Below are 23,183 nucleotides of genomic sequence, written 5' to 3'. Positions count from 1 at the left end.
AACGGTCACAGGTCACAATATGATCAAATTTTTCGTTGTCAATCGAATCACGTCACGGCCGCTTTGCCAGCACGTCCGCCATCAGTTCCATTCCCTGTTCGACATCCTGCGCCATGGCCTCGGCGACTCCGTCAGCCTCGCGGTTGCGCAGGCAGCGGATGATGTCCTTGTGCCGGTCCGGCAGGCTTTGTGTTCCGAATCGCCCGCAGACGATGCGCAGCGACGGCCCGAACCGCAGCCACAGGCGTTCGGCGAGATCGCTGAGAACAGGAGCGTCCGCATGCGCGTAAAGGGCGGCGTGAAAGGCGTAGTTCTGCCGCAGATAGCCACTGACGTCACCCGCGTCGATGGCCTCGTCGAGGTTCCGGTCGATCGCTTCCAGGTCATCGACTTCCTTTTTGTTCATGCGCAGCGCGGCGCGGCGGGAAAGCTCTGATTCAATTGCGTTTCTGGCAAAGATCAACTGCTCGATGTCTTCGCCGGACAGTACCGGAACGCTGACCCGGCGGTTGCCCTGGAACACCAGCGCCCCGTCCGAGATCAGGCGGCGTATCGCTTCGCGTACGGGCGTCATGCCGACACCCAGCGAATCAGTCAGTCCCTGGATGGTCACCGGCTGCCCCGGAACCATCTCTCCGAACAGGATCTGAGATCTGAGCGTGTGGTAGACCTGCTCGTGCGCGGGGCGTTTTCCATCGTCGGACGCCGACTCTGATGTCTTGTTTTTGATCATATTCAAAAGGGTTACCCTGATCCTGATGGTCGTCACGTGCCGGACTTGGCGCTTCGTGAAACCATAAACATTGTTGCCGCAGAACGCAAAACTTGATCAAATCCAAAAAAAGGGGAAAATAGCCGCACAAACCCAGGGAGAAAAACATGACACTGAAAACGCTGACGATGACGGCCGCGATCGCATTGGGAACCTCGGCCGCATTCGCCGAGGAAGTGCGCGTCTACAACTGGTCCGACTACATCGACGAGGATCTGCTGACCAAGTTCCAGGAGGAAACCGGCCTGACGCTGGTCTATGACGTGTTCGACAGCAACGAGGTTCTGGAGACCAAGATGCTGGCAGGCGGGTCGGGATATGACGTGGTGGTGCCGTCGGGCACTTTCCTGCAGCGTCAGATTCAGGCCGGCGCCTTCCAGCCGCTCGACATGTCCAAGCTGCCCAACGCCGAGAACCTGTGGGACGTCATCAAGGACCGGACCGCGGGCTACGATCCCGACAACGCCTATTCGATCAACTACATGTGGGGCACGACCGGCATCGGCGCGAACGTCGGCAAGGTGCGCGAAGTTCTGGGCGAGGATGCGCCGATCGACAGCCTGGAACTGGTGCTGAACCCCGAGAACATGGAAAAGCTGGCGTCGTGCGGCGTGCATTTCCTGGATGCACCGGCCGAAATGATCCCGATGGCTCTCAAGTACATCGGCGAGGATCCGGACAGCCACGATCCCGACGTGATCGCCAAGACCGAGCCGGTCCTGACGGCGGTGCGGCCCTACATCCAGAAGTTCCACAGCTCGGAATACATCAACGCTCTGGCCAATGGCGACATCTGCGTGGCCGTCGGCTGGTCCGGCGACATCCTGCAGGCCCGCGACCGTGCGGTCGAGGCCGACAATGGCGTCGAGATCGAGTATCACGCGGCCAAGGAAGGCGCGCAGATGTGGTTCGACCAGATGGCGATTCCGGTCGATGCGCCGAATCCCGACGGGGCCCACAAGTTCCTGAACTTCATCCTCGATGCGCAGAACATGGCGGCGGCGTCGAACTACGTCTATTACGCCAATGGCAACAAGGCGAGCCAGGAGCATCTGGAAGAGGACGTGATCGGAGACCCGGCGATCTACCCGGGAGAGGAAACCATGCAGAACCTCTTCATCACCACGCCATATCCGGCAAAGACCCAGCGGGCCGTCACCCGCCTGTGGACCAAGATCAAATCGGGCACCTGATTTGAACCTCGTCGGCGGGGCCGTCCCTCGGGCCGCCCCGCCGCTTCTTTCCAAACTGCTGACCGCAGCCACACGGGGGTCCGCCTTGAATTCTTCCGTCTTTGCGCCGTGGGATGATCCCCAGGCGAAACCCTTGATCCAGTTCCGGAACGTCACCAAACGGTTTGGGCAATTCACCGCGATCGACGACCTGTCGATCGACATCTTCGAGCGCGAGTTCTTCGCCCTTCTCGGCCCATCCGGCTGCGGCAAGACCACCATGATGCGGATGCTGGCGGGTTTCGAGACCCCGACCGAGGGCGTGATCCTGCTGTCCGGCCAGGACATCGACCCGATCCCGCCGAACAAGCGGGCGGTGAACATGATGTTCCAGTCCTACGCCCTGTTCCCCCACCTCAGCGTCTGGGAGAACATCGCCTTCGGCCTGAAGCGCGCCAAGATGCCGAAGCAGGATTTGAAGGAGCGCGTCGAGGAAATGCTGCGCCTGACCCGGCTGGAACAGTTCGCCCACCGCAAGCCGCACCAGATCTCGGGCGGTCAGCGGCAGCGCGTGGCGCTGGCCCGCTCGCTCGCCAAGGCGCCGAAACTGCTGCTTCTGGACGAACCGCTGGGCGCGCTGGACAAGAAACTGCGGCAGGACACGCAGTTCGAACTGATGGACATCCAGGAAAAGACCGGCACCACCTTCGTGATCGTGACCCACGACCAGGAAGAGGCGATGACCGTCGCCTCGCGCGTGGCGGTGATGGATCACGGGCGCATCGTGCAGGCGGACACACCGGCGAAGATCTATGAAACGCCCAACTCGGTCTATGTCGCGGACTTCATCGGAGACGTGAACATCATCGAGGGCCGCGCCACCCCGAACGACGGCGAGACCTATCGGATCGACTGGGCCGAGGGGCAGGAGCCGCTGACCGCCACCTCTGCCCATCCTTTCGAAAAGGGTCAGGCCTGCCATTTTGCGATCCGTCCCGAAAAGGTGACGATTTCGTCCGAGCGCCCCGCGGATGCCGCCAACGCGGTTCAGGGCAAGGTGCATGACATCGCCTATCTCGGCAATCTCTCGACCTACCACGTCGAACTGGCCAACGGCACGATCATGAAGGCGCAATCCGCCAACACCCGGCGCATCTCGCGCCGTTCCTACACATGGGAAGACCCTGTCTGGCTGTCCTGGACCGCCACGGCAGGCGTTCTGCTGGCAGACTGATGCGCCGGTTCGTTCTCATCGCCATCCCGTATCTGTGGCTGCTGGCCCTGTTCCTGGTGCCGTTCTTCATCGTCCTGAAGATCTCGCTGTCCGACGCCGCCATCGCGAGGCCGCCCTACATTCCGCAGTTCGACTGGGCCGAAGGCATCTGGGCCTTCGTCAGAGAGCTGGATTTCGAGAATTTCATCTTCCTGACCGAAGATGCCCTCTACTGGAAGGCGTACCTGTCCAGCGTCAAGATCGCGCTGATCTCCACCGCTCTGACCCTGCTCGTCGGCTATCCGATCGCCTATGGCATGGCCCGGGCGCCCGAGGAATGGCGCCCAACCCTGATGATGCTGGTGATCCTGCCGTTCTGGACCTCGTTCCTGATCCGGGTCTATGCGTGGATGGGTATCCTGAGCAACGAAGGCTACCTGAACCAGTTCCTGATGTGGACCGGCATCATCTCCGAGCCGTTGATCATCCTCAACACGCCTGCGGCGGTCTATATCGGCATCGTCTACACCTATCTGCCCTTCATGATCCTGCCGATCTACGCGGCGCTGGACCGCCTGGACGGGTCGCTGATCGAGGCGGCCGAGGATCTGGGCTGCTCGCGGGCGCAGGCCTTCTGGCTGGTGACCATCCCGCTGTCCCGTCCGGGCATCATCGCGGGATGTTTCCTGGTCATGATCCCGGTGATCGGTGAGTTCGTGATCCCGTCGCTGCTTGGCGGCTCGGGCACGCTGATGATCGGAAAGGTGCTGTGGGAGGAGTTCTTCTCGAACCGCGACTGGCCGGTGGCTTCGGCGGTGGCGGTGGTGCTGCTGCTGATCCTCGTCATCCCGATCGTGCTGTTCCAGCGCAATCAGCAGAAACAGGCGGAGGCGGAGCAATGAACAGGCTGAGCTGGTTCAACGCGGTGTCCCTGACTCTGGGATTCGCCTTTCTCTACATCCCGATGGTCATCCTGATCATCTTCAGCTTCAACGAAAGCAAGCTGGTGACGGTCTGGGCCGGGTTCTCGACCAAGTGGTATGGCGAACTGATCCGCAACCAGGCTTTCCTGGACGCGGCCTGGGTCACGCTGCGGGTCGCTGTGTTCTCGTCCACACTGGCGACCATTTTGGGCACCATGGCGGCCTACGTTCTGGTGCGCGGCGGCCGCTTTCTTGGCCGCACGCTGTTTTCGGGCATGATCTATGCACCGCTGGTAATGCCCGAGGTGATCACCGGCCTGTCGCTGCTGTTGCTGTTCATCGGCGTCGGGCTGGACCGGGGCGTGTTCACCGTGGTTCTGGCGCATACGACCTTCTCGATGTGCTACGTGTCGGTGGTCGTGTCCTCGCGCCTGATCACTTTCGACCGGTCGCTGGAAGAGGCCGCGCTGGATCTCGGCTGTTCTCCGGCGCAGGCGTTCCGGCTGGTGACCTTGCCGATCATCGCGCCGGCGGTGATTTCGGGCTGGCTACTGGCTTTCACCCTGTCGCTGGATGACCTGGTCATCGCCTCCTTCACCACCGGCCCCTCGGCCACGACCCTGCCAATCAAGATCTTCTCGGCGGTGCGCCTGGGCGTCAGTCCCGAAATCAACGCCCTGTCGACACTCATGATCGCGCTGGTCACGGTCGGGGTGATCACCGCGTCGCTCGTGACCAAGCGCGCGATGGTCCGGCAGAAGCAGGAGGAACAGGCCGCGGCGCGGGCGGCATGAGGCGGATCTTTCCGGACTACGCTTATGGGCCCGGCCCGCGCGACGGCTGCTGGTGGGACGAAACCAGCAGCGCGCCTGGCTGGCCGGTGCAGTCCGGCAAGCTGCGCGTCGACATCGCCATCGTCGGCGGCGGGTTCACTGGCCTCTCGGCCGCGCTACATCTCGCCCGGTCAGGTGTCACGGCCGCCGTGCTCGAGGCGGAAACGCCCGGCTGGGGGGCGTCCGGACGCAATGGCGGATTCTGCTGCCTGGGCGGTTCGAAACTCAGCCATTCCGCCATGGCGCGCCGATACGGGGACGCTGCCGCGGCGGCTTATGCGAAGGCCGAACGCGACGCCGTCGATCTGGTTGCCGGGCTGCTGAGCGAACATGGGATCGATGCGGACGAGCATTCCAACGGAGAGACGCAACTTGCGCACACGCCCCGCGCGATGGAGGTTTTGCGTCGGCAGGCGGGCGAGGGCGGAATGCTTCACGAACCCGGCGACCTGGCGGCTCTGGGCTTCGGCGGCAGCTTCCACGGCGGCTATACCAATCCTGTCGGTTTCGCCCTCAACCCGCGGAAATACCTCTTCGGCCTTGCCGAAGCCGCGGAAAAAGCCGGCGCTCTCCTGTTTCAGCAAAGCCCGGCGCAGTCGGTTCACCGGGCTGGCCCTGGGTACACGGTGACCACGCCGCAGGGGCACATCGACTGTGAAACGGTTCTGATCTGCACCAACGGCTATTCCAGCGAGGACATGCCGGACTGGCTGGCCGGCCGCTACATGCCGGCGCAATCGACGGTGATGGTGACGCGGAAGCTGAGCGATGCCGAGTTGCGGGCGCAGGGCTGGACGTCGGACCAGATGTCCTACGACACGCGCAACCTGCTGCACTATTTCCGCCTGATGCCGGACCGGCGGTTTCTGTTCGGGATGCGGGGCGGTCTGTTTTCGTCGCCAAGGGCCGAGGCGGCGATCCGGGCCGGAATGCGCCGCGATTTCGACCGCATGTTCCCCGCCTGGTCGGGCGTCGAGGCGACCCACATGTGGTCGGGGCTGGTTTGTTTGGCGCGCAGTCTGACGCCATATGCCGGGCCCGTTCCCGGACAGCCGGGCATGTTCGCCGGACTGGCCTATCACGGCAACGGCGTGGCGATGGGCACCTATTGCGGCCGCGCGCTTGCGCGGCTGGCGATGGGAGAGTCCGCGGACCTGCCAGAGCCGATCTCGCGCATACCAGGCCGGTTTCCGCTCGGGTCGTGCCGGCGGGCGCTGATGCCTCCGGTCTATGCGGCCCTGGCGCTGGCGGATATCTGAGGCACTACCGCGGGCGCAGCGTCCCCAGTTCCAGCGCGTATCCGGCCGAATAGTCCGCGGCGCCGTTTTCGCTGCGCCACAGGCAATAGGCCGCCATGCGCCAGGCGTACCATGGTCTGAGCGCGCGATACCGGGCGACGATGGCGGAATCGTCATAGGCGGAGAGAAAGCGTTCCCGTTCCTCGGCTGACAACGGGTTGCCGCGGTAGAGGCGCTGCATCGCAGGGGACAGGAACAACGCCAGGTCCTCGCTCGGATCGCCCAAAGCAGGGCATTGCCAATCGATCAGCGTCGTTCTGTCCCGCGAGATCAGGATGTTTCCGGCGACCGGGTCGCCGTGGATCAGGCGGTGTTCCGACAGGGGGGCGATCTCGGCGGCCGGCCGCAACTGCTCCAGCGTCGCCTGTTCTCGAGAACTGCACTGCGCCAGTATCCGGTCGCCATGCGCCGCCAGGTCGGCGCTCCCATTGCAACCCTTCGGCGCCTGGATTCGCGCGGGATGGGTGTGCACCTTCCTGAGGATGCGGGCCACGGGCTCGGGGTTTTCGCGCCAGGGTTCGCCTGGAGCGTGATCGTAGAGCACCCAGCTTTCGTCACCGAAGCGGCCCGAGGCCCGAAGCCTTGGTGCGAAACCCTCGCCTTCGAATGTCCGAAGGCATGCCGCCTCCAACTCGGCGTCATTGCGGAAGAGGGGATTCCGAAATCCCGTGCAATAGAGCTTCAGAACCTGGTCGCTGTCGCTGCCCAGCAGTTTCCAGACCCGGTTGGTTCTGCCCCCGAACAGCGCCTCGAACCGGTCGCCATCGCCTAGCAGACCACGGGCCCGAAGTTCCGCGGCCAATGCGGGCGGAGGAGGTGCGGCGGCGGACAGGGCGGGCTCCATTCTTCGGGTCGGGACTCAGGTAAACGATCTGGCGCATGGTTTGGCAAGTCCGGCCGCTCAGATCAACCACCTGTGCGAATTGCCGCGACCTCCGCTGCGCTCAGGCTTTGCCCGCCCTCCAGGATCAGAGTGATCTCGCCACCCTTGATCCGCGCCTCGGTAACCCGGTTGAAGGTTGCCGCGGGGTCCATGGCGATCCGCGTTCCCTCCCGGTGGCTCTCCACGGCAAAGCTGTAAATCCCGGCGGGAAAAACGTTGCCGGCGGCGTCCCGCCCGTTCCAGGTCAGCGGTTCGGTAGAAACAGGGATCGCGACCCGGTCCACCATTTCTCCGGCGGCGTCCCGAACCACGAGATAGGCCGCATTGGCCGCGGCCGCGGGAGACGGCAGAACTGCAACCGGCGCGCCGTCAAAGCGGGTTGGAACAGCGGCTTGCACCTCCATTCCCACCCAGCCCGCAAGCCTGCCCAGGTCGTGCCCGCCAAGGGTCGAGTTGAAGCCCGCCAGCAGTTCATTCGTTCGAACCTGCTGCTCGACCATGGAGAACTGGGCAAGCTGCGCCGCGTATTCCGTCGAATCGATCGGCTTCAGGGGGTCCTGATTCCGCGCCTGTGCGGTCAACATCTTGAGGAATGTCTCAAAATCCGACGTCAGTGCCGAGGTCGCCTTGGGCTGGGTTGCCTGGCTCGTTGACGGGTTGTTCTGAATCTGGACGTCCGCCGCTGAAATCATGTCTCAAAGCCTCAAATCAACGCCCGCGGGCGAGAAACCGAGGGGCATGGCACCACCGAACGATGTTTTCGCGGTGTCCTCTTCGCGGTCCGGGGATGCATCCGCCTTGCCCGGATTCCCGCCGGTACCGTTTGTGGTCGTGCCGAACTCGAACGAAATGGTGTCATATCCAAGCTGCAGAAACTCTTCGGTCAGCTGCGAGATGTGGCGGCGCAAAAGATCCATCGTTTCGGGCCGTTCAGTGGCGATCGACAGAAACAGACCGTCCTCGCCGGACCGCAAAATCATGGAGACGCGCCCCAACTCCTCGGGGTTCAGGGTGATGTCCACGCCCCCCGATTCGGGACGCGCCTGGATCGCGGCCGAGATCTGCTGCGCGGCAGATCGCACCATTTCGGCGCGGGCCGCAAACAAGCTGACCGCCTGACCCCGGTCAAGCTCGCGCAGGTTCGCACGGTTCGACAAGTCGCCCGGTCCGCTTTCTCGGAGCGCCTCCGCCTCGAGCAGAAGGTCATGTTCTCCCGCTTCGGTCTCTTTGTCCGGGTGTCTGGGCATCGCGGTCGCAAACACCTGAGACGGGATTTCGGAACTGCCGCCGGCACCAGGCGAGATCAAGGTAGGGCCGTCCGAAAATGACCGCATCGGCGCATTCGGGGTCGCGAGCGACGGCATATCATCCACGCCTGGTTCCGTTCGGAAATTGCCGATGAAAAAACGTCCCGCAAGTACCACGGGCAGGGTATTCGTCAACTTGATCCTGGCGTTATTCGCCAATGCGCCGGTGGCTTCGCTTTGTGGCTGACCCTCAGTCGTGGCAACCACCGCGCTTGCCGCGTGGCCCTCGGCCGGGCCGGGAACACGAACCCCGTTCGGATCGGCGGTTGGAAGTTCGATGGGTTGAACGTTCCGCTTGAGTTGACCTGCATTGGCCGCCGCCAACCGAAGATCTGTCGCTTCCACGGCCTTCCGGCCACCGAACGCCTGCCGGGACTGTGGGGCGGCCGAATCTCCAAGCGGCCATGTCGCACCTTCCGCTGCGGACGAAGGATCAAGGAGATGTTCCTCCGTCGGTTTGGAACTCGTCATCAAGGGTTCCCACATCAAAGCCTGCTCTAGTGTGACAGCGTCGGTTTCCTTGCGGTCGCCGTCAGTTTCGAACGGCTGCGCAGCGGAGGTGTCCGGCCGAGGTTGCGCCGATTGGGCCTCTGCCTCCGAACCGACGGTTCCGGTGCCATCGGCCGTTTTCCTGACCGGCTTTGCGCCATCTTCGACGAGCCGGCCAAACGACATGCCTTGTTCCCGAACTCCGCGCCCGTGCACCCCAAAGGAAACGACCGTTCCTCGGTTCGTCGCGGGGGGCATGATCGTCACTGGTCTGGGCATCGCGTTCGGGGTCCATTGTGGATGACTGCAATCTGCCGGGCTCGGGTTACGAATTTTTTAACGGCTTTCCACTTTGTTCCAGAAAGTTCGAAGCGATTTTCGAGGCAGGACATGAAGGTCGACACACCGACGCCCACTGTGCGTATTCCGGACAGAATCTCGGCCCTGCGGAACGCCGCAGTCGAGCTGGAGGCCACGTTTCTTGCCGAAATGCTCCGCTCTGGCGGCTTGGGCAAACCCTCGCAAGCCTTTGGCGGCGGGGTGGGCGAGGACCAATTCTCGTCCATGCTGGTGCTGGAGCAAGCCAGGCAACTGGCGAAATCCGGCGGCATCGGCCTGGCCGAAACCCTGTTCAACGCATTGCTGGAAAAGCGCCATGACACATGACCAGTCGGCCGACCTGATTCGGGAGTTGGAAGACCTGCTGGACCGCGAACGAAAAGCCCTGATCGCCGGAGAGCTGGAAAGTCTGGGTCAGATGATGCGTGAAAAAGAGCGGTTGATCGATGCGCTCGGCAAGGTACGGATCACCGACGCAAACAGGCTTTCGCGGACCCAGAGATCGGTCGAACGCAACCGTGCGCTGCTCAAAAGCGCTTCCGAAGGGATCCATGCGGTGGCGCATCGCATGGCGGAACTGCGCCGGGTGCGGCAGGGGCTCCATACCTACGATGCGGCGGGTCAAAGGAACAGCATACCGGTGCGCGGACCGGCCCAACTGGAAAAAAAGGCGTGAGGCGCGGCTTGATTCAAATCCAAATGATCGGGGCAGCCGGTCTTAGGATTCCGTTAGGAGATCGCGGTCAAAGGTGGACCCGCACCTGAAACGCAGGTGGCGCGAAAACCGGCCCGGTCAATCGCAAAGGTCAGAACGACATTGTTCCCGTCCTGCCGGACGGGGTGACCCAGGGTGTCGAAACGCCCGAAACGCAAAGGAAGACAAAAATGTCCAGCATTCTGACGAACAACGGCGCAATGGTGGCGCTGCAAACACTTAAGGCGGTCAACAAGAACCTGGCGACGACCCAGAACGAGATCTCGACCGGCAAGTCGGTGGCCTCGGCCCGCGACAATGCGGCCGTCTGGGCGATTTCCAAGGTGATGGAATCCGATGTCAAAGGGTTCCGGGGCATCTCGGACAGCCTGTCGCTGGGGGAATCCACCGTCGCGGTCGCGCAGAACGGGGCGGAAACAGTCGCGGACCTGCTGACCCAGATCAAGGGCAAGATCGTCTCGGCCCAGGAAGAGAACGTCGACCGGGCAAAGATCCAGACCGATATCGTCGCACTGCGCGACCAGATTTCTTCGGTGGTCGGCGCGGCTCAGCTGAACGGCCTCAACCTTCTGTCGAATCGGCAGGCCACAGCGGGGTCGGGCAGCATCGACGTGCTCAGTTCGCTTGACCGCAAGCCGGATGGATCTGTCACCGTCAGCCACATCTCCATTGCGAAACAGGATCTGGGCATTCAGTCGACGGACTGGACCACCGGAACGGCGGCAGCGGCAGGGTCCGGGGCGACGATCAGCGGCGCACTGGACGCTGCGGCCGCGGTCACTTTGACAGGGGCTGCGACGGCTCCGACGACCAGTCTCGTGATCGACAGCGTTGCGGCCGGCACCGGCGTGCAGATCAACATCACCGGCGCCGCAGGTGCGGTCGGCGCGGCGTTCAACGACAGCGCCCGGGCCGTGTCCTATGTGGCGCGCGACGGCGACACCCAGGCGGATGTGGCCAATGCTCTGGCGAAGGCGTTCAACGACCGGGTCGCCGCAGCCATCGAGGCAGGAACCCTGGCATCGGGTTCGTCGCTGAAAGCCGCCGTTTCGGTCGCGTCCGGCGGGGCGGCGACGGTAACCTTCACCGGTGAAACCGGGGCAGGCAACGACATGTCGCTGCAGGCCATTGAAACCTCGGGCGTGACCATCGGCGGTGGTTTGGAGGGCTTGACCAGCATCGACGTGAGCACGGCAGCCGGGGCGCGGACTGCCCTGAACGATATCGAAGGGCTGATCCAGACGGCGATCGATGCTTCGGCATCCTTCGGTTCGACCCGGGGCCGGATCGAGACCCAGTCCGAGTTCGTGTCCAAGCTCAGCCAATCGCTCAAATCCGGCATCGGCGCGTTGGTCGACGCCGATATGGAGGAAGCCTCGGCGCGGCTTCAGGCGCTGCAGACCCAGCAGCAGCTTGCGGTTCAATCGCTGTCGATCGCCAACCAGGCGCCGCAGACGATCCTGTCGCTGTTCCGTTAACCGCGAATCCACGGCCGGAGCGCGTTTCGCGCTCCGGCGTCTACATCCACGATAGCTCAAGGAAGGATTCCAGGTGAAACCGCAGACACTTGCACGACAGGCCTATGCCCAGGCAAGCGCGCCTACGCGCACGCCGCGCGATGCGGAATACGAGGTGATTTCACGGATCACCTACCGTCTCAAGACCGCCGCTGCGCAAAGGGACATCGATTTCGGCGGCTTTGCGGCGGCCTTGCACGAAAACCGGCGGCTGTGGACGGTTCTCGCCGCCGGCGTGGCGGATGCCGAGAACCGGTTGCCCGTGGATCTGCGCGCCAGGATCTTCTATCTGGCCGAATTCACCCGGCAGCACAGCAGCCGCGTCCTGGGCGGCAAGGCCCCGGTAGAGCCATTGCTTGACATCAACACGGCCGTCCTCCGCGGGTTGCGGCAGGCCGGGAGCGTTGCATGAGCGGGCTGGTTCTCAAACTCGCGCCGAAAGAACGCGTGCTGATCAATGGCGTGGTGATCGAGAACGGAGATCGACGCAGCCGGTTTTCGATCATGACGCCCGAGGCCAATGTCCTGAGGTTGCGGGACGCGATTCATCCCGACGAGGCAAACACCCCGGTGCGTCGCGTATGTTATGCGGCGCAACTGGTCCTTTCCGGCGACCTGGGCCGCGAGGAGGCGCGTCTGCAACTGCTGCGCCGAATCGAGGAACTGAGCCAGGTTTTCACTGATCCGGACAGCCGCAACGTGCTGGCGCAGGCCACCAGCGCCCTGACCAGAGGCGAGTACTACCGATGCCTGAAATCGCTGCGGTCGTTGTTGCCGCGCGAAGAACGGCTGCTGGCGTTCAGGCAATGAGTTTCCAGCCGGTCATCCCAACCGGCGGACTGGTCGGATGGCGGTTCCTGCAAAGGACCCACGAGATCCAGTTGCAGACCTTTTCCAGAACCGCGCGGCACGAACGGGACAGCCGGTACTTCCTGGACAATATCGGCAAGGTGAAATCGGCCGGCGATCTGGTATCCGACCCGCGATTGCTGCGCGTCGCTCTTGGCGCCTTCGGGTTGGAGAGTGATATTCGCAACACCTATTTCATCCGCAGGATTCTCGAAGACGGGACGCGTGCCAAGGATGCGTTGTCCACCCGGCTGTCGGACAAGAGATACCGGGATCTGGCGTCCGCCTTCGGGTTTGGCCCGGGCGAACTGGTCAGGACCGGTTCGCCGGAACAGATGCAAGAAATCGCGCGCAAGAACCTGGCGTCCCGGTTCGAGGCATCCGTCGGCGAAACGGACCAGACGATGCGCATTGCGCTGTATGCGCAACATGCCCTTGCCGGCCTTGCCCGAAAGGAGGGCAGCGAGAACACGAAATGGTTCGAACTGATGAGCCAGCCGCCCCTGCGCAGCATGATGGAAACGGCGCTTGGCCTGCCCAAGGCCTTTGCCCAGCTGGACATCGACAGGCAGTTGGAAATGTTCAAGGACAAACTCGCGCGTCTCACCGGTTCGCCGAACCTGTCCCAATTCTCGCGGCCCGAGGCGCTCGAACGGCTGACGACGACTTATTTCGCGCGGGCGCAGATGGCGCCGTTTTCCGCCGGGAACCCGGCCGCTCAGACAGCCTTGACATTGTTGCAGTCAATCCGGCCCGGACGTCGGTGAATGCGCTTGACGCCACCAATCCGTTCGGTTCGGCCGCGCAGGCCGCCGCGCCTTACCGCGACTGGGCACTCCTGGAAAATCGGCCCTGCGCATCGCGGGCAGTTCACAAGGAAACGGCGTGTCATTCCGGCGGTCTAGATAACGCCTTGCGCTTCGGCCTTGGTCCCGGCGATGTTCGCCGCGTCGGGCACTTGCGAACGGATGGCGTAGGAAACCACGGGGCGCGACACGTTGTGGAGGTTGATCTCGCCCAGCGGCGTGGCGTCGCTGCAGGCCGGCTCGATGTCCTGCGACACCACGATCCGGTGGCCGTTGTTCTTGCCGAAATCACCGAGACGCGCAGCGATGTTGGCGGCCTGGCCGATGACCGTGAAATCCAGCCGCTCGCGAGAGCCGACATTGCCATAGGTCACGCGGCCGTAGGACAGGCCGATCGCGCAATCGTACTGCGCATCGGTACCGCCCTCTCGCAGTTCGGCCAGCCGTTCCACGATCTCGATGGCGGATCGCTGGGCGTGACCCTGCGCCGCCGCGGCGTCCTCGCCCGCCGGAAACACCGCCAGCACGGCGTCGCCGATGAATTTCAGCACCTCGCCGCCATGCGCGTGCACGATCTCGGACACCGTTTCGAAGAACCCGTTGAGCAGCGAGATGTAGGCGTCCCGGCCCAGCCTTTCCTCCAGTGCCGTCGAATCGCGCAGGTCGCAGAACATGATTGCCGCATCGATCTCGTCACCGTCGCCGCGCCGGATCTCGCCGCCCAGAACACGGGCGCCCGTGCGCTTGCCAAGATAGGTCTCCAGCAGCGCCTGCGCGTTCTCCCGCTGCACGAACACTTCGTAGTAGCGGCCGATCACCGCCGAACATTCAAAGATGAGACCCAGGTTCGCGGTGGTGAACCCGCCCGGGTGATCGCAGGTCAGCGTCAGGACATTGGTCCGCCCGTCCGAAAACGGCAGCGGCATGGCGACATAGTCGGTCGCGCCCTTGGCCCGCAGGTCCTCCATGATGGGAAAGCTGTTCTCGGGATGATCGTCGTCCAGCCGTTGCCGCACCCCGCCAAGCCCGTTCGAAACATGTCGCAGCGGGCTGTTGGCAAATCCCGGATGGTCGTAGATTTCATAAGTCGGGGCATAGGTCGAAATCTCGTCCTTGCCCTTTTCCCAGATATAGTGCTTGCCCGCGATCAGGGGATGCAGCGACCAGACCAGGATCCCGAGGCGCTGGATGCAGATGCCGTGTTCCCGCATCTTCTCGGCCAGCGCGCGGGTGAACTCTTCGGGCGTCTGAATCGACCATGCGCCGCGCATCAGCCAATCGACCAGGGGTCCGCTGATATTGCCTTCGTCCGTTTCGCGCAGGGCGTTCTCGCCCAGATCCACCTTTGTATAGGTGTCGGGCATGAAGCCGATGTAGCCTTGGATGGCCTTGCTTTCGGGCAAGGCGTCGTCATAGGCCCAGACCGCATTGGCTATGCGGGTTTCGCCCAGCAATACATCGCGATAGGTGGCCGTGCCCTTGAACGGGCAGAAGGTCTGCAATTCGGTCGGATCGCCCAATTCGACCTTCACATCCCCGCGCGGGACATAGATCGAGGGGGCAAGCCGCGTTTCATACATCACCTTGGCGCCGGTGCTTTCGGCCAGCAGGATGTCGCCGCGATAGATGGCGATACGACCCTTGAGTGGCTGTATCTCTATGCCGTACCCTTTGGTCTGTGGAGTGGCGTGAACGTTCATGTGCAGCCTCCCAAGCCGGGGATCTTCTAAGAATGGTCCATTCCGCCGGGTTTCCAAGGGGCGGCGCGAGGATTTTACCGAATGAGAGCGGCAAGAACAGCACGAAAAGGACGGCGGATCGTGTCTGGATCGGTGCTGCTCTGCGTCGTCGCGGGGGCTGCGCTGGCGCAGACGCCGAAACCGCCCAGCCGCAGCGAATGCATCTGCATGGCGGTTTGCCAGACGCTTGCCAATCCGGGCCGGGTGGTGACGCAGCCCGGGCGGGGATGCCCGAACATCCATGACGAACTGATCTACGACAACATGGCGCGCTGCGTCTGCTGCCCCACGCCTCGGCAGCCGGAGCGCAAGGGAGAATTCGGGCGCGAATCCCCCAATCACTAGGCCTCAGATCATCTGAATGACGTCCTTGTCGATGGCGAGCATGTAGCCCTTTCGTGCCACGTTCTTGACCAGCAACTCGCTGACCATCTGGTTGCCGAGGGTGTCGCGCAGCCGTTTTATCCGGGTCGCCCCGGCGGCCTCCTCGCAATCCACGGCGTCCTTGCCGGAAATCATCGCCTCGATCTCGGCGCCCGACAGGATTTCGTCGTCGAGCCGCGACTCGGCCAGCACCGCCAGCGTCTCCATCGCCGCCGGCGTCAGCCTGAAATCCATGTTGTTGAGGTAGACGGTGTTCTCCTCCCGGCTGATGAGCAGGGATGTCACCTGGATCCCGGTGCGTTCGATCTGGGCCATGCGCCGGTTCAGCGTGACCAGCATGACGAGGCAGACCAGGGCGGCCAGCAGCATCGCACTGGCAAAGACCAGCAGGACGAAGATCACCATCCGGTAGCTTGACAGCGTGTCGGCAAAGGCGGTGCCGGATTGCGCAAGAATCTCAAGCAGCCTGATTTCCGCCTGCGAGGTCAGATCGCTTTCGACGAACAGCCGCTCGACTTTCGCGTTGAAGGCGTTGGCGTCGGGCAGGGTCCACAGCAGAAATGCCGCCGCCGTCACCAGTATCGCCACGATCACCGCAATTCCGACCCCGGCCAGCCGCACCCCGGACCGGCGGGCCTCAGAAACGGAGATAGAATTGTCCGGCATTCGCCTTCCTTTTTTCCAGACCCTCCGGCCCGAAGACCGAAATCACGTTCAGCAGCGTCCAGCCCGCCGATTTGAGGCGCCCCGCCACTTCGCCGGCGGCCTCGCCGGGCGAGCAGCTGGACACCTGCATGACGCCGTAATGCAGGCGCAGGGGTGAATCCTGTTTCGCCTTGTAGTCGGCATAGCACTGGGCCGCAGCAATTGCAGGAGACAGGGTTATCAGGGCCGTGAGGGCCAGGGAAGCGAGGATCTGTTTCATGGGCCACATCCTGCGCGTGGACGGCCGGATATTCAATAACCACAGGGTCTTGTCGGTGGTGATATTCGATAACAACGGCCCGATATTGCCTGTCCGGGAATGGGCGGGCGACGGTTGGTCCATACCCGGCGCGATCCGTTCAGGGGTCGCCGTACCAATCGAAAGGACCCGAGCCATGCATCGCAAATTCATTGCCCTGATCGTATCGACTGCAATCATCTTCACCGGTTTTTCCGCATCCCGGGCGCGGGCCGCGGATGCAAAGGACATTCTCGGCGGTCTGGCCGCCATCGCCCTCATCGGGGCGGCGGTCCACCAGTACAAAAAGAACCAGGACCGCGAGCGCGACAACTACGTGGCCCGGCGCGATGATCACCGGCCCCACCATCACGCGCATCAACCGCATCACAAGCAGCACTACAAGCGGCACCACAAACCGCACCATGTCCGCCCGCTGCCGGACCGCGTCGCCCGCTATGATCTGCCGCAGCGATGCCTCCGCCGGTTCGAAGGCTATGCAGGCAACCATCCGCTGCTCGGGCCGGGCTGCCTGCAGAAACACTACAAATACGCCAATCAACTGCCGCAGGCCTGCAAGGTCGGATTCTGGAACGGTGACAGGGTCCGCCACGCCTACGAACCGCGATGCCTGCGCCAACAGGGATACCGCGTCGTCTACCGCGACTGAGTTTCGAGCGGGAGCGGCGCCGCAAGGAGCGCCGCGAGGGGAGGGCTGCGTCGCGCGGCCCTCCCTTTTTGCTTGCACGCATCGCGCAAACGCGGTTTGCGGGGAATATGGAGACACCGAATTACGATCTGGAACTGGCGCTGCGCGCGCGCGGATATCTCAGGATCGCCGGCGTGGACGAGGTGGGGCGCGGGCCGCTGGCCGGGCCGGTCGTGGCCGCCGCCGTCGTCCTGAACCCCGACGACATTCCCGAGGGCCTGAACGACTCCAAGAAACTGACGCCCGGGCGTCGCGACGCGCTGGAGCGGATCCTGCAAGACCGCGCCGAGGTTTCGGTGGCCCAGGCCAGCGTCGCGGAAATCGACCGCCACAACATCCTGCGCGCCTCGCACCTGGCGATGGAGCGCGCGGTGGCCGCGCTCGATCCGGCGCCGGACTTCCTGCTGATCGACGGCAACATGATTCCGCGCGGCCTGGGCCTGCCCAGCCAGGCCGTGGTCAAGGGCGACAGCCGTTCTGTTTCGATCGCCGCGGCCTCGATCGCCGCGAAGATCTGGCGCGATCGGGTGATGGTGGATTTGGCGCAACAGCATCCGGGATATGGCTGGGAAACCAACGCCGGATATCCGTCGAAACAGCATCGCGAGGCGCTTCAAAATCTGGGTGTCACCCCACACCATAGGCGTTCGTTCAAGCCGGTGCACAATATCTTGTATCAAGAGTAAATCGTAACCGCTTGATTCAAAAAAGAATTTGACCGCGAATCCGGTTTGACTCATCCTTGTCTCAACCAAATGAGCGCAAAAGCGCCGTGGAACTTGAGGCAGAGAAATGACAACGACCAAGACAAAGGGCGCAACCGCGCTCCCGTTAAACGCGATTCTTGCCGGGGACTGCATCGAAGTGATGAACAGTCTGCCCGAGGCGTCCGTGGACCTGATCTTTGCGGATCCGCCCTACAACCTGCAGCTCAAGGGCCAGTTGCACCGCCCCGACAACAGCCAGGTGGACGCGGTCGACGACCATTGGGACCAGTTCTCCAGCTTTGCGGTCTATGACCAGTTCACCCGCGACTGGCTCAAGGCCGCGCGTCGCCTGCTGAAACCCAATGGCGCGATCTGGGTGATCGGCTCCTACCACAACATCTTCCGCGTCGGTTCCGCCCTCCAGGACGAAGGGTTCTGGATCCTCAACGACGTTGTCTGGCGCAAATCGAACCCGATGCCCAATTTCCGCGGCAAACGCCTGACCAACGCGCATGAAACGATGATCTGGGCGTCGAAATCCGAAGCCGCCAAATACACCTTCAACTACGAGGCGCTCAAGGCGCTGAACGAGGGCGTGCAGATGCGCTCGGACTGGGTGCTGCCGATCTGCACCGGGCATGAACGGCTCAAGGACGAAAACGGCGACAAGGCGCATCCGACGCAAAAGCCCGAGTCGCTGCTGCATCGCGTCCTGGTCGGTTCGACCAATCCGGGCGACGTGGTGCTGGACCCGTTCTTCGGCACCGGCACCACCGGCGCCGTCGCCAAGATGCTGGGGCGCGAATTCATCGGCATCGAGCGCGAGGAAAGCTATCGCAAGGTGGCCGAGAAGCGCATCGCCAAGGTGCGCAAGTTCGACCGCGAGGCGCTGCAGGTTTCCGCCTCGAAACGCGCCGAACCGCGCATCCCCTTCGGCCAGCTTGTCGAGCGCGGCATGTTGCGTCCGGGCGAAGAGCTTTATTCGATGAACCGCCGCCACAAGGCCAAGGTGCGCGCCGACGGCACCCTGATCGGCGACAACATCAAGGGATCTATACATCAGGTGGGCGCCCATCTCGAAAACGCGCCCTCCTGCAACGGCTGGACCTACTGGTGCTTCAGGCGCGACGGCAAGACGGTGCCGATCGACGTGCTGCGCCAGCAGATCAGGGCCGAACTGCACAGCTGATCAAACCCATACCGCCGGTGCCTGTGGCCTGACACATGGCACTAAACCTTGCCCCGCCGGCACCGGCGGGGTCTTTTGTTTTCATGTAGGGGGTGCTTGGATGATTGCCCGACCCCGTCCTCGCGCCACCAAACGAAGGAGCCAGAGGCATGACCGACACCAGCCCGGGCCGATCGAGGTTCGACCGGTTCTTCGTCACGCAGCCCGACGAGTACGATCTGGACAACAAGTACACCGAAGCCGCGCTTGAACGGCACAAGCGCGAAGGGCTGGAACTGGCGGTGCGGGCGCGCTGGATCTCGATGGCGCTGATCGGCGTGCTTCTGGTGTTCATAAACCCGCATTGGGAAGTGCTGTATTACGAGTTCATCCTGGTCTTGATCGCGGCCAATGGCTGGCTGATCCGCCGGGCGGGCCGGGTCGGGCAGTCCCAGACCGAGCTGTTCCTGATCTTCGCCGATCTTCTGATCATGACGCTGGGCATGGTCGTGCCGAACCCGTTCAGCGACGACGTGCGCCCGCTGGCGATGCAGTACCGCTTTGACAACTTCCAGTATTTCTTCGTCATCCTGGCCGCGGGCACGCTGGCCTATTCCTGGCGCACCGTCATCGCCATCGGAAGCTGGACCACCGGAATGTGGACGCTTGGATGGATCGCGGCCTGGTGGTTCTCGACCCCGATCCCCGTGTTGTCGCAGGCCGCGGCGGCGGCCTTTGCCGGTTTTCCGGACGTGGCGGAGATGATGGACCCCAACAGCTTCATGATCCACATGCGGGTGCAGGAGGTGGTGGTCTTCATGCTGGTCGCCGTGACGCTGGGGGTTTCCATGCGGCGCTTCAACCGACTGCTGATGGCCAATGCGGGGCTCGAACGGGAACGCGCCAACCTGTCGCGGTATTTCTCGCCCAATGTCGTCGATGAACTCAGCCAGAATGACGAGCCGCTGAAACAGGTGCGAAAGGAGAACATCGCGGTCCTGTTCATCGACATCGTCGGCTTCACCAAATTCGCGGCCGGGCGCGATCCCTACGAGGTGATCGAGGTGCTGCGCGGCTTTCACGCGCGGATGGAATCCGAGGTGTTCCGGAACCACGGCACGCTCGACAAATATCTGGGCGACGGGCTGATGGCGACCTTCGGCACCCCTGTCGCCGGGGACCGGGACGCGGGCAACGCGCTGGCCTGCGCCCGCTCGATGATCCGGGTGATCGAGCGTTGGAACACCGAACGTCGCCGTGCCGGCGAGCCCGAGATCCAGGTCGGCATCGGCCTGCATTACGGGCCGGTGGTTCTGGGCGACATCGGCGCGAACCGGCTGGAATTCGCGGTGATCGGCAACGCGGTGAACGTGGCCGCCAAGCTCGAGACGATGACCCGTTCCTATGGCGTCCGGCTGGTCATCAGCGACGACCTGCGCAAGCAGGCGCTGCGCGAGACCGGCGCGGATTCGGACCAACTGTCCGGGTTCGAGCAGCGCCGCGATCAGGACGTTCCCGGCGTCGAGGGCCGGATGGACGTCTGGACCATCTGACGGCGCGAAAGCCTCTAGCGCGGCATCGGAGTGCGCGCCTTGTTGTAGGGCTTCCAGTCGGTGATCTCGGGGTAGTACTGCCGCCGCCAGGCGCGGACGCGGGGGTTCATCACCCTGCGCCACAACGGCGGGATCATGGCGGCCACGGTCATCACCGGATAGCCGTAGGGCAGCTGCGGCGCGGCTTCCTCGGCGTGGTTCTGCAGCAGCGGGAAGCGCCGGTCCGGCTTGTAGTGGTGATCGGAATGGCGCTGCAGGTTGATCAGCAGCCAGTTCGACGCCTTGTGCGCCGCGTTCCAGGAATGGCGCGGGTGGACATGCTCGTATTTGCCGTTGGCCAGGTGCTTCCGGGTCAGGCCGTAATGCTCGACATAGTTGACCAGTTCCAGCTGCCAGATGGCAGTGCCCGCCTGCACCAGGAACAGCCCCAGCCCGCCCCAGCGGCCGACAAGAACGGCCAGCAGCAGCATCCCGCCCTGCAGCGCCCAGTAGCGCCAGAACGGGTTCGCAAGGTCGGTCCAGGGCAGATCCCTACGGACGAGTTTCTCGCGCTCGGCCCTAAAGGCCGACCGCAGGCATTGCCGCAGGACGCGCGGGTAGAACCGGTGGAACCCCTCATTGTAACGCGCCGTGACCGGATCGCGCGGGGTTCCGACATAGCGGTGATGCACCAGCAGATGTTCCGAGCGGAAATGCGAATAGAGCACCATCGCCAGCAGGATGTCGCCCAGCCAGCGCTCGAACCGCCCCTTCTGGTGCATCAGCTCGTGCGCGTAGTTGATCCCGATCGTGCCCGAAAGCACCCCCATGCCGAAGAACAGGGCGATCCTTTCGCCCGTGCCCAGATGCCCGGCGCGGGTCGCGTACCAGATCAGCCCGTACAGCGTCAGGAACTGCACCGGCACCCACAGCCTGGTCAGCAGAATGTACCAGCGCAGGTCGTCATCCGTCGCGTCCGGATCGGCGTTTTCAAGGTTCAGCCCCGTCAGGCGATCCAGAACCGCAAAAGCCCACCAGGTCGACAGCGGCACCAGGATCAGCCACCAGCCGCCCAGGCTCGCGGTGACCCAGATCAGAGGAACCAGCAGGAACGAGGCCCAGAAGGGAAGGGCGGATTGCCAGCGGGACAGGGATTCGTGCGAGATCATCGGGGTATTCCATTTCCGTTTGGGCGGAGAATATCCCTGCCCACGGTGCCTGCCCAGCGGTCTATTGGCCGCGCCAGAGGTCATAGGCCTTGCGCATGACGGTGGGCAGGTCGGATGGCCGGAACTCATGCTTGCCGACGATCTTGAACCCCTCTGGCTGCAGGCCGTCCGGCAGCACGGCGGTACGAACCTTCAGGACCAGGTGGAAATGGGTGAAGGTATGGCGCACGTCCTCGCCAAGGCTTTGCCACTCCGCGCCAAAGGGCGGGGCTTCGGCCGGCGCAGCGGTCCAGTCCGATCCCGGCCAGCCCAGCATGCCGCCCAATAGCCCCTTGTCCGGGCGGCGCTCCATCAGCCAGGCCCCGTCCCCGCGCCGCGCCAGATAGACATAGCCGTGCCGGGTGGGCTTGGGCTTTTTCGGGCTCTTCTTCGGCAGTTCCGCCGCCGTGCCCGACGCCCGCGCCAGACAGGGGTCGCGCAGCGGGCAGATGCCGCAGGCCGGCGACCTGGGCGTGCAGATCGTGGCGCCCAGATCCATCACCGCCTGCGCGTAGTCTCCGGGCCTGCGCATCGGCGTCAGCGCCGCGGCCCGCTCTTTCAACAACGGCTTGGCGGCAGGCAGCGGGTCGTGGATGTCGTGAAACCGGGCCATGACCCGCTCGACATTGCCGTCGAGCACGGTTTCGGGCTGGTCAAAGGCAATGGCCGCGATCGCGGCGGCAGTATAGGGGCCGATGCCCGGCAGGCCCCGCAGTGCGTCATGCGAGGCGGGAAACCGCCCGCCCATTTCGCCGGCAACGGTGCGGGCGCATTTCAGAAGGTTGCGGGCGCGAGCATAGTATCCAAGGCCCGCCCATTCTCCCATCACCTGCTCGTCCGGCGCGGCGGCCAGCGCCTCGACCGTGGGCCAGCGGGCCGTGAAACGGTGGAAATAGTCGCGCACCGCCGCAACCGTCGTCTGCTGCAGCATGACCTCGGACAGCCATACGCGATAGGGGTCGGGACACATCCCGGCCGCGCGATCCGCCGGACCGACCCGCCAGGGCAAGTCCCGCGCATGGCGGTCGTACCAGGCCAGCAACACGCCGCTCACATCAAGGTCTTTACCGTCACGCAAGTTTTATCCCTCTGCTCGTCGGGTTTCGCTGGCACCCGCCCAACCGCCCATTACAATAGCGGACGAGGAGTCGGAAACCAGATGTCGCCCAGACAATCCACGACGCGCGGGTTCAAGCGCACCGCAACATTGCTCAACGACCAGATCCGGCGCGCCGGTGAAAGCCGGGGCTTTGCCGTGTCGCGCCTGTTGACCCATTGGGCCGAGATCGCGGGGCAGGACATCGCCTCCATCGCGCTGCCGGTCAGCGTGGGCTATGGCAAGGGCGGTTTCGGCGCCACGCTGACGGTCCTGACCACCGGACCGCAGGCGCCCATGCTGGAGATGCAGAAGGAACAGCTCCGCGCCCGGGTGAATGCGGTATACGGCTACAACGCCATCAGCCGCATCCGCATCACGCAGACGGCTCCGACCGGATTCGCCGAGGGGCAGGCCCGTTTCCGGCACAAGCCGGAAGTGGCGAAACCCGCCATCGCTCCCGAGATTGCCGCCGAGGCGACACGGACCGCAGGCAAGGTCTGTGACAACGATCTCCGCGCGGCCCTTGAACGTCTGGGCCGCAACGTATTATCCAAGACAAAACGCTGAGAAAGGGCTGA

Annotated in this window: 26 protein-coding genes; 17 read left to right on the top strand and 9 right to left on the bottom strand. The window is 63.7% G+C overall.

Translation table 11 applies throughout. From position 1 onward, the window contains the following. Positions 1–52: 52 nt before the first annotated feature. On the bottom strand, positions 53–733 hold the full coding sequence (locus FGK63_RS17770; RefSeq protein WP_138844891.1) for a GntR family transcriptional regulator: 681 nt from the start codon (positions 731–733) through the stop codon (positions 53–55). A gap of 146 nt (positions 734–879) precedes the next feature. Between FGK63_RS17770 and FGK63_RS17765 the strand changes: the two genes are divergently transcribed. The 5 genes from FGK63_RS17765 (at position 880) to FGK63_RS17745 (ending at position 6,172) form a co-directional block, all read left to right on the top strand. Then, on the top strand, positions 880–1,965 hold the full coding sequence (locus FGK63_RS17765; protein ID WP_138844771.1) for a polyamine ABC transporter substrate-binding protein: 1,086 nt from the start codon (positions 880–882) through the stop codon (positions 1,963–1,965). An 85-nt stretch (positions 1,966–2,050) separates the two neighbouring features. Beyond that, the gene (locus FGK63_RS17760; protein WP_138844769.1) at positions 2,051–3,178 is read left to right on the top strand and encodes an ABC transporter ATP-binding protein; all 1,128 of its coding nucleotides are present in this window, start codon (positions 2,051–2,053) and stop codon (positions 3,176–3,178) included. After that, a complete protein-coding gene (locus FGK63_RS17755) occupies positions 3,178–4,059 on the top strand; it encodes an ABC transporter permease subunit (protein ID WP_138844767.1) in 882 nt (293 codons plus the stop codon). Before FGK63_RS17760 ends, FGK63_RS17755 begins: the two co-directional genes overlap by 1 nt. Beyond that, the gene (locus FGK63_RS17750; RefSeq protein ID WP_138844765.1) at positions 4,056–4,874 is read left to right on the top strand and encodes an ABC transporter permease; all 819 of its coding nucleotides are present in this window, start codon (positions 4,056–4,058) and stop codon (positions 4,872–4,874) included. The genes FGK63_RS17755 and FGK63_RS17750 overlap by 4 nt, the downstream gene beginning before the upstream one ends. Further along, positions 4,871–6,172, top strand: coding sequence for an NAD(P)/FAD-dependent oxidoreductase (locus FGK63_RS17745; protein ID WP_138844763.1), 1,302 nt, complete (start codon positions 4,871–4,873; stop codon positions 6,170–6,172). Before FGK63_RS17750 ends, FGK63_RS17745 begins: the two co-directional genes overlap by 4 nt. A gap of 4 nt (positions 6,173–6,176) precedes the next feature. On the opposite strand, the gene FGK63_RS17740 is transcribed toward FGK63_RS17745, so the two are convergent. The 3 genes from FGK63_RS17740 to FGK63_RS20985 all read right to left on the bottom strand — a co-directional run bounded on the left by FGK63_RS17740 (position 6,177) and on the right by FGK63_RS20985 (position 9,148). Then, a complete protein-coding gene (locus FGK63_RS17740; protein WP_138844761.1) occupies positions 6,177–7,055 on the bottom strand; it encodes an aminoglycoside phosphotransferase family protein in 879 nt (292 codons plus the stop codon). A 62-nt stretch (positions 7,056–7,117) separates the two neighbouring features. Then, entirely contained in the window at positions 7,118–7,786 is a 669-nt protein-coding gene (locus tag FGK63_RS17735; protein WP_138844759.1) for a flagellar hook capping FlgD N-terminal domain-containing protein, read from the bottom strand. A 3-nt stretch (positions 7,787–7,789) separates the two neighbouring features. After that, positions 7,790–9,148, bottom strand: a complete 1,359-nt coding sequence (locus FGK63_RS20985; protein WP_218961158.1) for a flagellar hook-length control protein FliK — start codon at positions 9,146–9,148, stop codon at positions 7,790–7,792. 132 nt (positions 9,149–9,280) lie between these two features. On the opposite strand from FGK63_RS20985, the gene FGK63_RS17725 reads away from it, so the two are divergent. From FGK63_RS17725 to FGK63_RS17700, 6 genes are all read left to right on the top strand, one after another. Further along, positions 9,281–9,556 (top strand): rod-binding protein, encoded by a 276-nt coding sequence (locus FGK63_RS17725; RefSeq protein WP_138844755.1) that lies wholly within the window; start codon positions 9,281–9,283, stop codon positions 9,554–9,556. Between the two features lie 25 nt (positions 9,557–9,581). Beyond that, complete coding sequence (locus FGK63_RS17720) at positions 9,582–9,905, top strand: flagellar biosynthesis protein FlgN (RefSeq protein ID WP_246044075.1); 324 nt, start codon at positions 9,582–9,584, stop codon at positions 9,903–9,905. A 209-nt stretch (positions 9,906–10,114) separates the two neighbouring features. Then, on the top strand, positions 10,115–11,422 hold the full coding sequence (locus tag FGK63_RS17715; RefSeq protein WP_138844751.1) for a flagellin N-terminal helical domain-containing protein: 1,308 nt from the start codon (positions 10,115–10,117) through the stop codon (positions 11,420–11,422). A gap of 73 nt (positions 11,423–11,495) precedes the next feature. Next, the gene (flaF, locus tag FGK63_RS17710; protein WP_138844749.1) at positions 11,496–11,873 is read left to right on the top strand and encodes a flagellar biosynthesis regulator FlaF; all 378 of its coding nucleotides are present in this window, start codon (positions 11,496–11,498) and stop codon (positions 11,871–11,873) included. Next, entirely contained in the window at positions 11,870–12,271 is a 402-nt protein-coding gene (flbT, locus tag FGK63_RS17705) for a flagellar biosynthesis repressor FlbT (protein ID WP_138844747.1), read from the top strand. Before flaF ends, flbT begins: the two co-directional genes overlap by 4 nt. Continuing rightward, complete coding sequence (locus tag FGK63_RS17700) at positions 12,268–13,077, top strand: DUF1217 domain-containing protein (RefSeq protein WP_138844745.1); 810 nt, start codon at positions 12,268–12,270, stop codon at positions 13,075–13,077. The genes flbT and FGK63_RS17700 overlap by 4 nt, the downstream gene beginning before the upstream one ends. A gap of 134 nt (positions 13,078–13,211) precedes the next feature. Here the strand turns inward: FGK63_RS17700 and FGK63_RS17695 are convergent, their stop codons facing one another. Continuing rightward, the gene (locus tag FGK63_RS17695) at positions 13,212–14,816 is read right to left on the bottom strand and encodes a DUF427 domain-containing protein (protein ID WP_138844743.1); all 1,605 of its coding nucleotides are present in this window, start codon (positions 14,814–14,816) and stop codon (positions 13,212–13,214) included. A 120-nt stretch (positions 14,817–14,936) separates the two neighbouring features. Here FGK63_RS17695 and FGK63_RS17690 point away from each other — a divergent pair, with 120 nt between their 5' ends. Then, a complete protein-coding gene (locus FGK63_RS17690) occupies positions 14,937–15,200 on the top strand; it encodes a hypothetical protein (protein WP_138844742.1) in 264 nt (87 codons plus the stop codon). 3 nt (positions 15,201–15,203) lie between these two features. Here the strand turns inward: FGK63_RS17690 and FGK63_RS17685 are convergent, their stop codons facing one another. Both FGK63_RS17685 and FGK63_RS17680 read right to left on the bottom strand, forming a co-directional pair. Continuing rightward, complete coding sequence (locus FGK63_RS17685) at positions 15,204–15,905, bottom strand: winged helix-turn-helix domain-containing protein (RefSeq protein WP_138844740.1); 702 nt, start codon at positions 15,903–15,905, stop codon at positions 15,204–15,206. Continuing rightward, a complete protein-coding gene (locus FGK63_RS17680; protein ID WP_171052702.1) occupies positions 15,877–16,164 on the bottom strand; it encodes a hypothetical protein in 288 nt (95 codons plus the stop codon). The genes FGK63_RS17685 and FGK63_RS17680 overlap by 29 nt, the downstream gene beginning before the upstream one ends. Before the next feature lie 175 nt (positions 16,165–16,339). Here FGK63_RS17680 and FGK63_RS17675 point away from each other — a divergent pair, with 175 nt between their 5' ends. The 4 genes from FGK63_RS17675 (at position 16,340) to FGK63_RS17660 (ending at position 20,319) form a co-directional block, all read left to right on the top strand. Then, a complete protein-coding gene (locus FGK63_RS17675) occupies positions 16,340–16,852 on the top strand; it encodes a hypothetical protein (protein WP_138844737.1) in 513 nt (170 codons plus the stop codon). Between the two features lie 107 nt (positions 16,853–16,959). After that, positions 16,960–17,577: a ribonuclease HII gene (locus FGK63_RS17670; RefSeq protein ID WP_138844735.1), complete on the top strand. Its 618-nt coding sequence runs from the start codon at positions 16,960–16,962 to the stop codon at positions 17,575–17,577. Positions 17,578–17,683: 106 nt separating this feature from the next. Continuing rightward, positions 17,684–18,787, top strand: a complete 1,104-nt coding sequence (locus FGK63_RS17665) for a site-specific DNA-methyltransferase (RefSeq protein ID WP_138844733.1) — start codon at positions 17,684–17,686, stop codon at positions 18,785–18,787. 149 nt (positions 18,788–18,936) lie between these two features. After that, positions 18,937–20,319: an adenylate/guanylate cyclase domain-containing protein gene (locus FGK63_RS17660; RefSeq protein ID WP_138844731.1), complete on the top strand. Its 1,383-nt coding sequence runs from the start codon at positions 18,937–18,939 to the stop codon at positions 20,317–20,319. Between the two features lie 14 nt (positions 20,320–20,333). On the opposite strand, the gene FGK63_RS17655 is transcribed toward FGK63_RS17660, so the two are convergent. Both FGK63_RS17655 and mutY read right to left on the bottom strand, forming a co-directional pair. Beyond that, complete coding sequence (locus FGK63_RS17655; RefSeq protein WP_138844729.1) at positions 20,334–21,467, bottom strand: alkane 1-monooxygenase; 1,134 nt, start codon at positions 21,465–21,467, stop codon at positions 20,334–20,336. A 61-nt stretch (positions 21,468–21,528) separates the two neighbouring features. Then, positions 21,529–22,584 (bottom strand): A/G-specific adenine glycosylase, encoded by a 1,056-nt coding sequence (mutY, locus tag FGK63_RS17650; protein ID WP_138844727.1) that lies wholly within the window; start codon positions 22,582–22,584, stop codon positions 21,529–21,531. Positions 22,585–22,665: 81 nt separating this feature from the next. Here mutY and FGK63_RS17645 point away from each other — a divergent pair, with 81 nt between their 5' ends. Next, positions 22,666–23,172 carry a DUF721 domain-containing protein gene (locus tag FGK63_RS17645; protein WP_138844725.1) on the top strand — a complete coding sequence of 169 codons (507 nt, stop codon included), beginning with the start codon at positions 22,666–22,668 and terminating at the stop codon, positions 23,170–23,172. The last annotated feature ends 11 nt before the right edge of the window (positions 23,173–23,183 follow it).

Origin of the sequence: Ruegeria sediminis (assembly GCF_005938215.1) — a bacterium.
GTDB classification, from domain to species: domain Bacteria; phylum Pseudomonadota; class Alphaproteobacteria; order Rhodobacterales; family Rhodobacteraceae; genus Ruegeria; species Ruegeria sediminis.
Note: the sequence above shows the minus strand (reverse complement) of the source record. Positions and strands in the feature narration are given on the sequence as shown.

Coding starts and splice junctions, on each gene's coding strand:
- FGK63_RS17770 (WP_138844891.1), bottom strand. CDS start 733: ATGATCAAAAACAAGACATCAGAGTCGGCGTCCGACGATGGAAAACGC.
- FGK63_RS17765 (WP_138844771.1), top strand. CDS start 880: ATGACACTGAAAACGCTGACGATGACGGCCGCGATCGCATTGGGAACC.
- FGK63_RS17755 (WP_138844767.1), top strand. CDS start 3,178: ATGCGCCGGTTCGTTCTCATCGCCATCCCGTATCTGTGGCTGCTGGCC.
- FGK63_RS17750 (WP_138844765.1), top strand. CDS start 4,056: ATGAACAGGCTGAGCTGGTTCAACGCGGTGTCCCTGACTCTGGGATTC.
- FGK63_RS17745 (WP_138844763.1), top strand. CDS start 4,871: ATGAGGCGGATCTTTCCGGACTACGCTTATGGGCCCGGCCCGCGCGAC.
- FGK63_RS17740 (WP_138844761.1), bottom strand. CDS start 7,055: ATGGAGCCCGCCCTGTCCGCCGCCGCACCTCCTCCGCCCGCATTGGCC.
- FGK63_RS17735 (WP_138844759.1), bottom strand. CDS start 7,786: ATGATTTCAGCGGCGGACGTCCAGATTCAGAACAACCCGTCAACGAGC.
- FGK63_RS20985 (WP_218961158.1), bottom strand. CDS start 9,148: ATGCCCCCCGCGACGAACCGAGGAACGGTCGTTTCCTTTGGGGTGCAC.
- FGK63_RS17725 (WP_138844755.1), top strand. CDS start 9,281: ATGAAGGTCGACACACCGACGCCCACTGTGCGTATTCCGGACAGAATC.
- FGK63_RS17715 (WP_138844751.1), top strand. CDS start 10,115: ATGTCCAGCATTCTGACGAACAACGGCGCAATGGTGGCGCTGCAAACA.
- flbT (WP_138844747.1), top strand. CDS start 11,870: ATGAGCGGGCTGGTTCTCAAACTCGCGCCGAAAGAACGCGTGCTGATC.
- FGK63_RS17700 (WP_138844745.1), top strand. CDS start 12,268: ATGAGTTTCCAGCCGGTCATCCCAACCGGCGGACTGGTCGGATGGCGG.
- FGK63_RS17695 (WP_138844743.1), bottom strand. CDS start 14,816: ATGAACGTTCACGCCACTCCACAGACCAAAGGGTACGGCATAGAGATA.
- FGK63_RS17685 (WP_138844740.1), bottom strand. CDS start 15,905: ATGCCGGACAATTCTATCTCCGTTTCTGAGGCCCGCCGGTCCGGGGTG.
- FGK63_RS17680 (WP_171052702.1), bottom strand. CDS start 16,164: ATGAAACAGATCCTCGCTTCCCTGGCCCTCACGGCCCTGATAACCCTG.
- FGK63_RS17675 (WP_138844737.1), top strand. CDS start 16,340: ATGCATCGCAAATTCATTGCCCTGATCGTATCGACTGCAATCATCTTC.
- FGK63_RS17670 (WP_138844735.1), top strand. CDS start 16,960: ATGGAGACACCGAATTACGATCTGGAACTGGCGCTGCGCGCGCGCGGA.
- FGK63_RS17665 (WP_138844733.1), top strand. CDS start 17,684: ATGACAACGACCAAGACAAAGGGCGCAACCGCGCTCCCGTTAAACGCG.
- FGK63_RS17660 (WP_138844731.1), top strand. CDS start 18,937: ATGACCGACACCAGCCCGGGCCGATCGAGGTTCGACCGGTTCTTCGTC.
- FGK63_RS17655 (WP_138844729.1), bottom strand. CDS start 21,467: ATGATCTCGCACGAATCCCTGTCCCGCTGGCAATCCGCCCTTCCCTTC.
- FGK63_RS17645 (WP_138844725.1), top strand. CDS start 22,666: ATGTCGCCCAGACAATCCACGACGCGCGGGTTCAAGCGCACCGCAACA.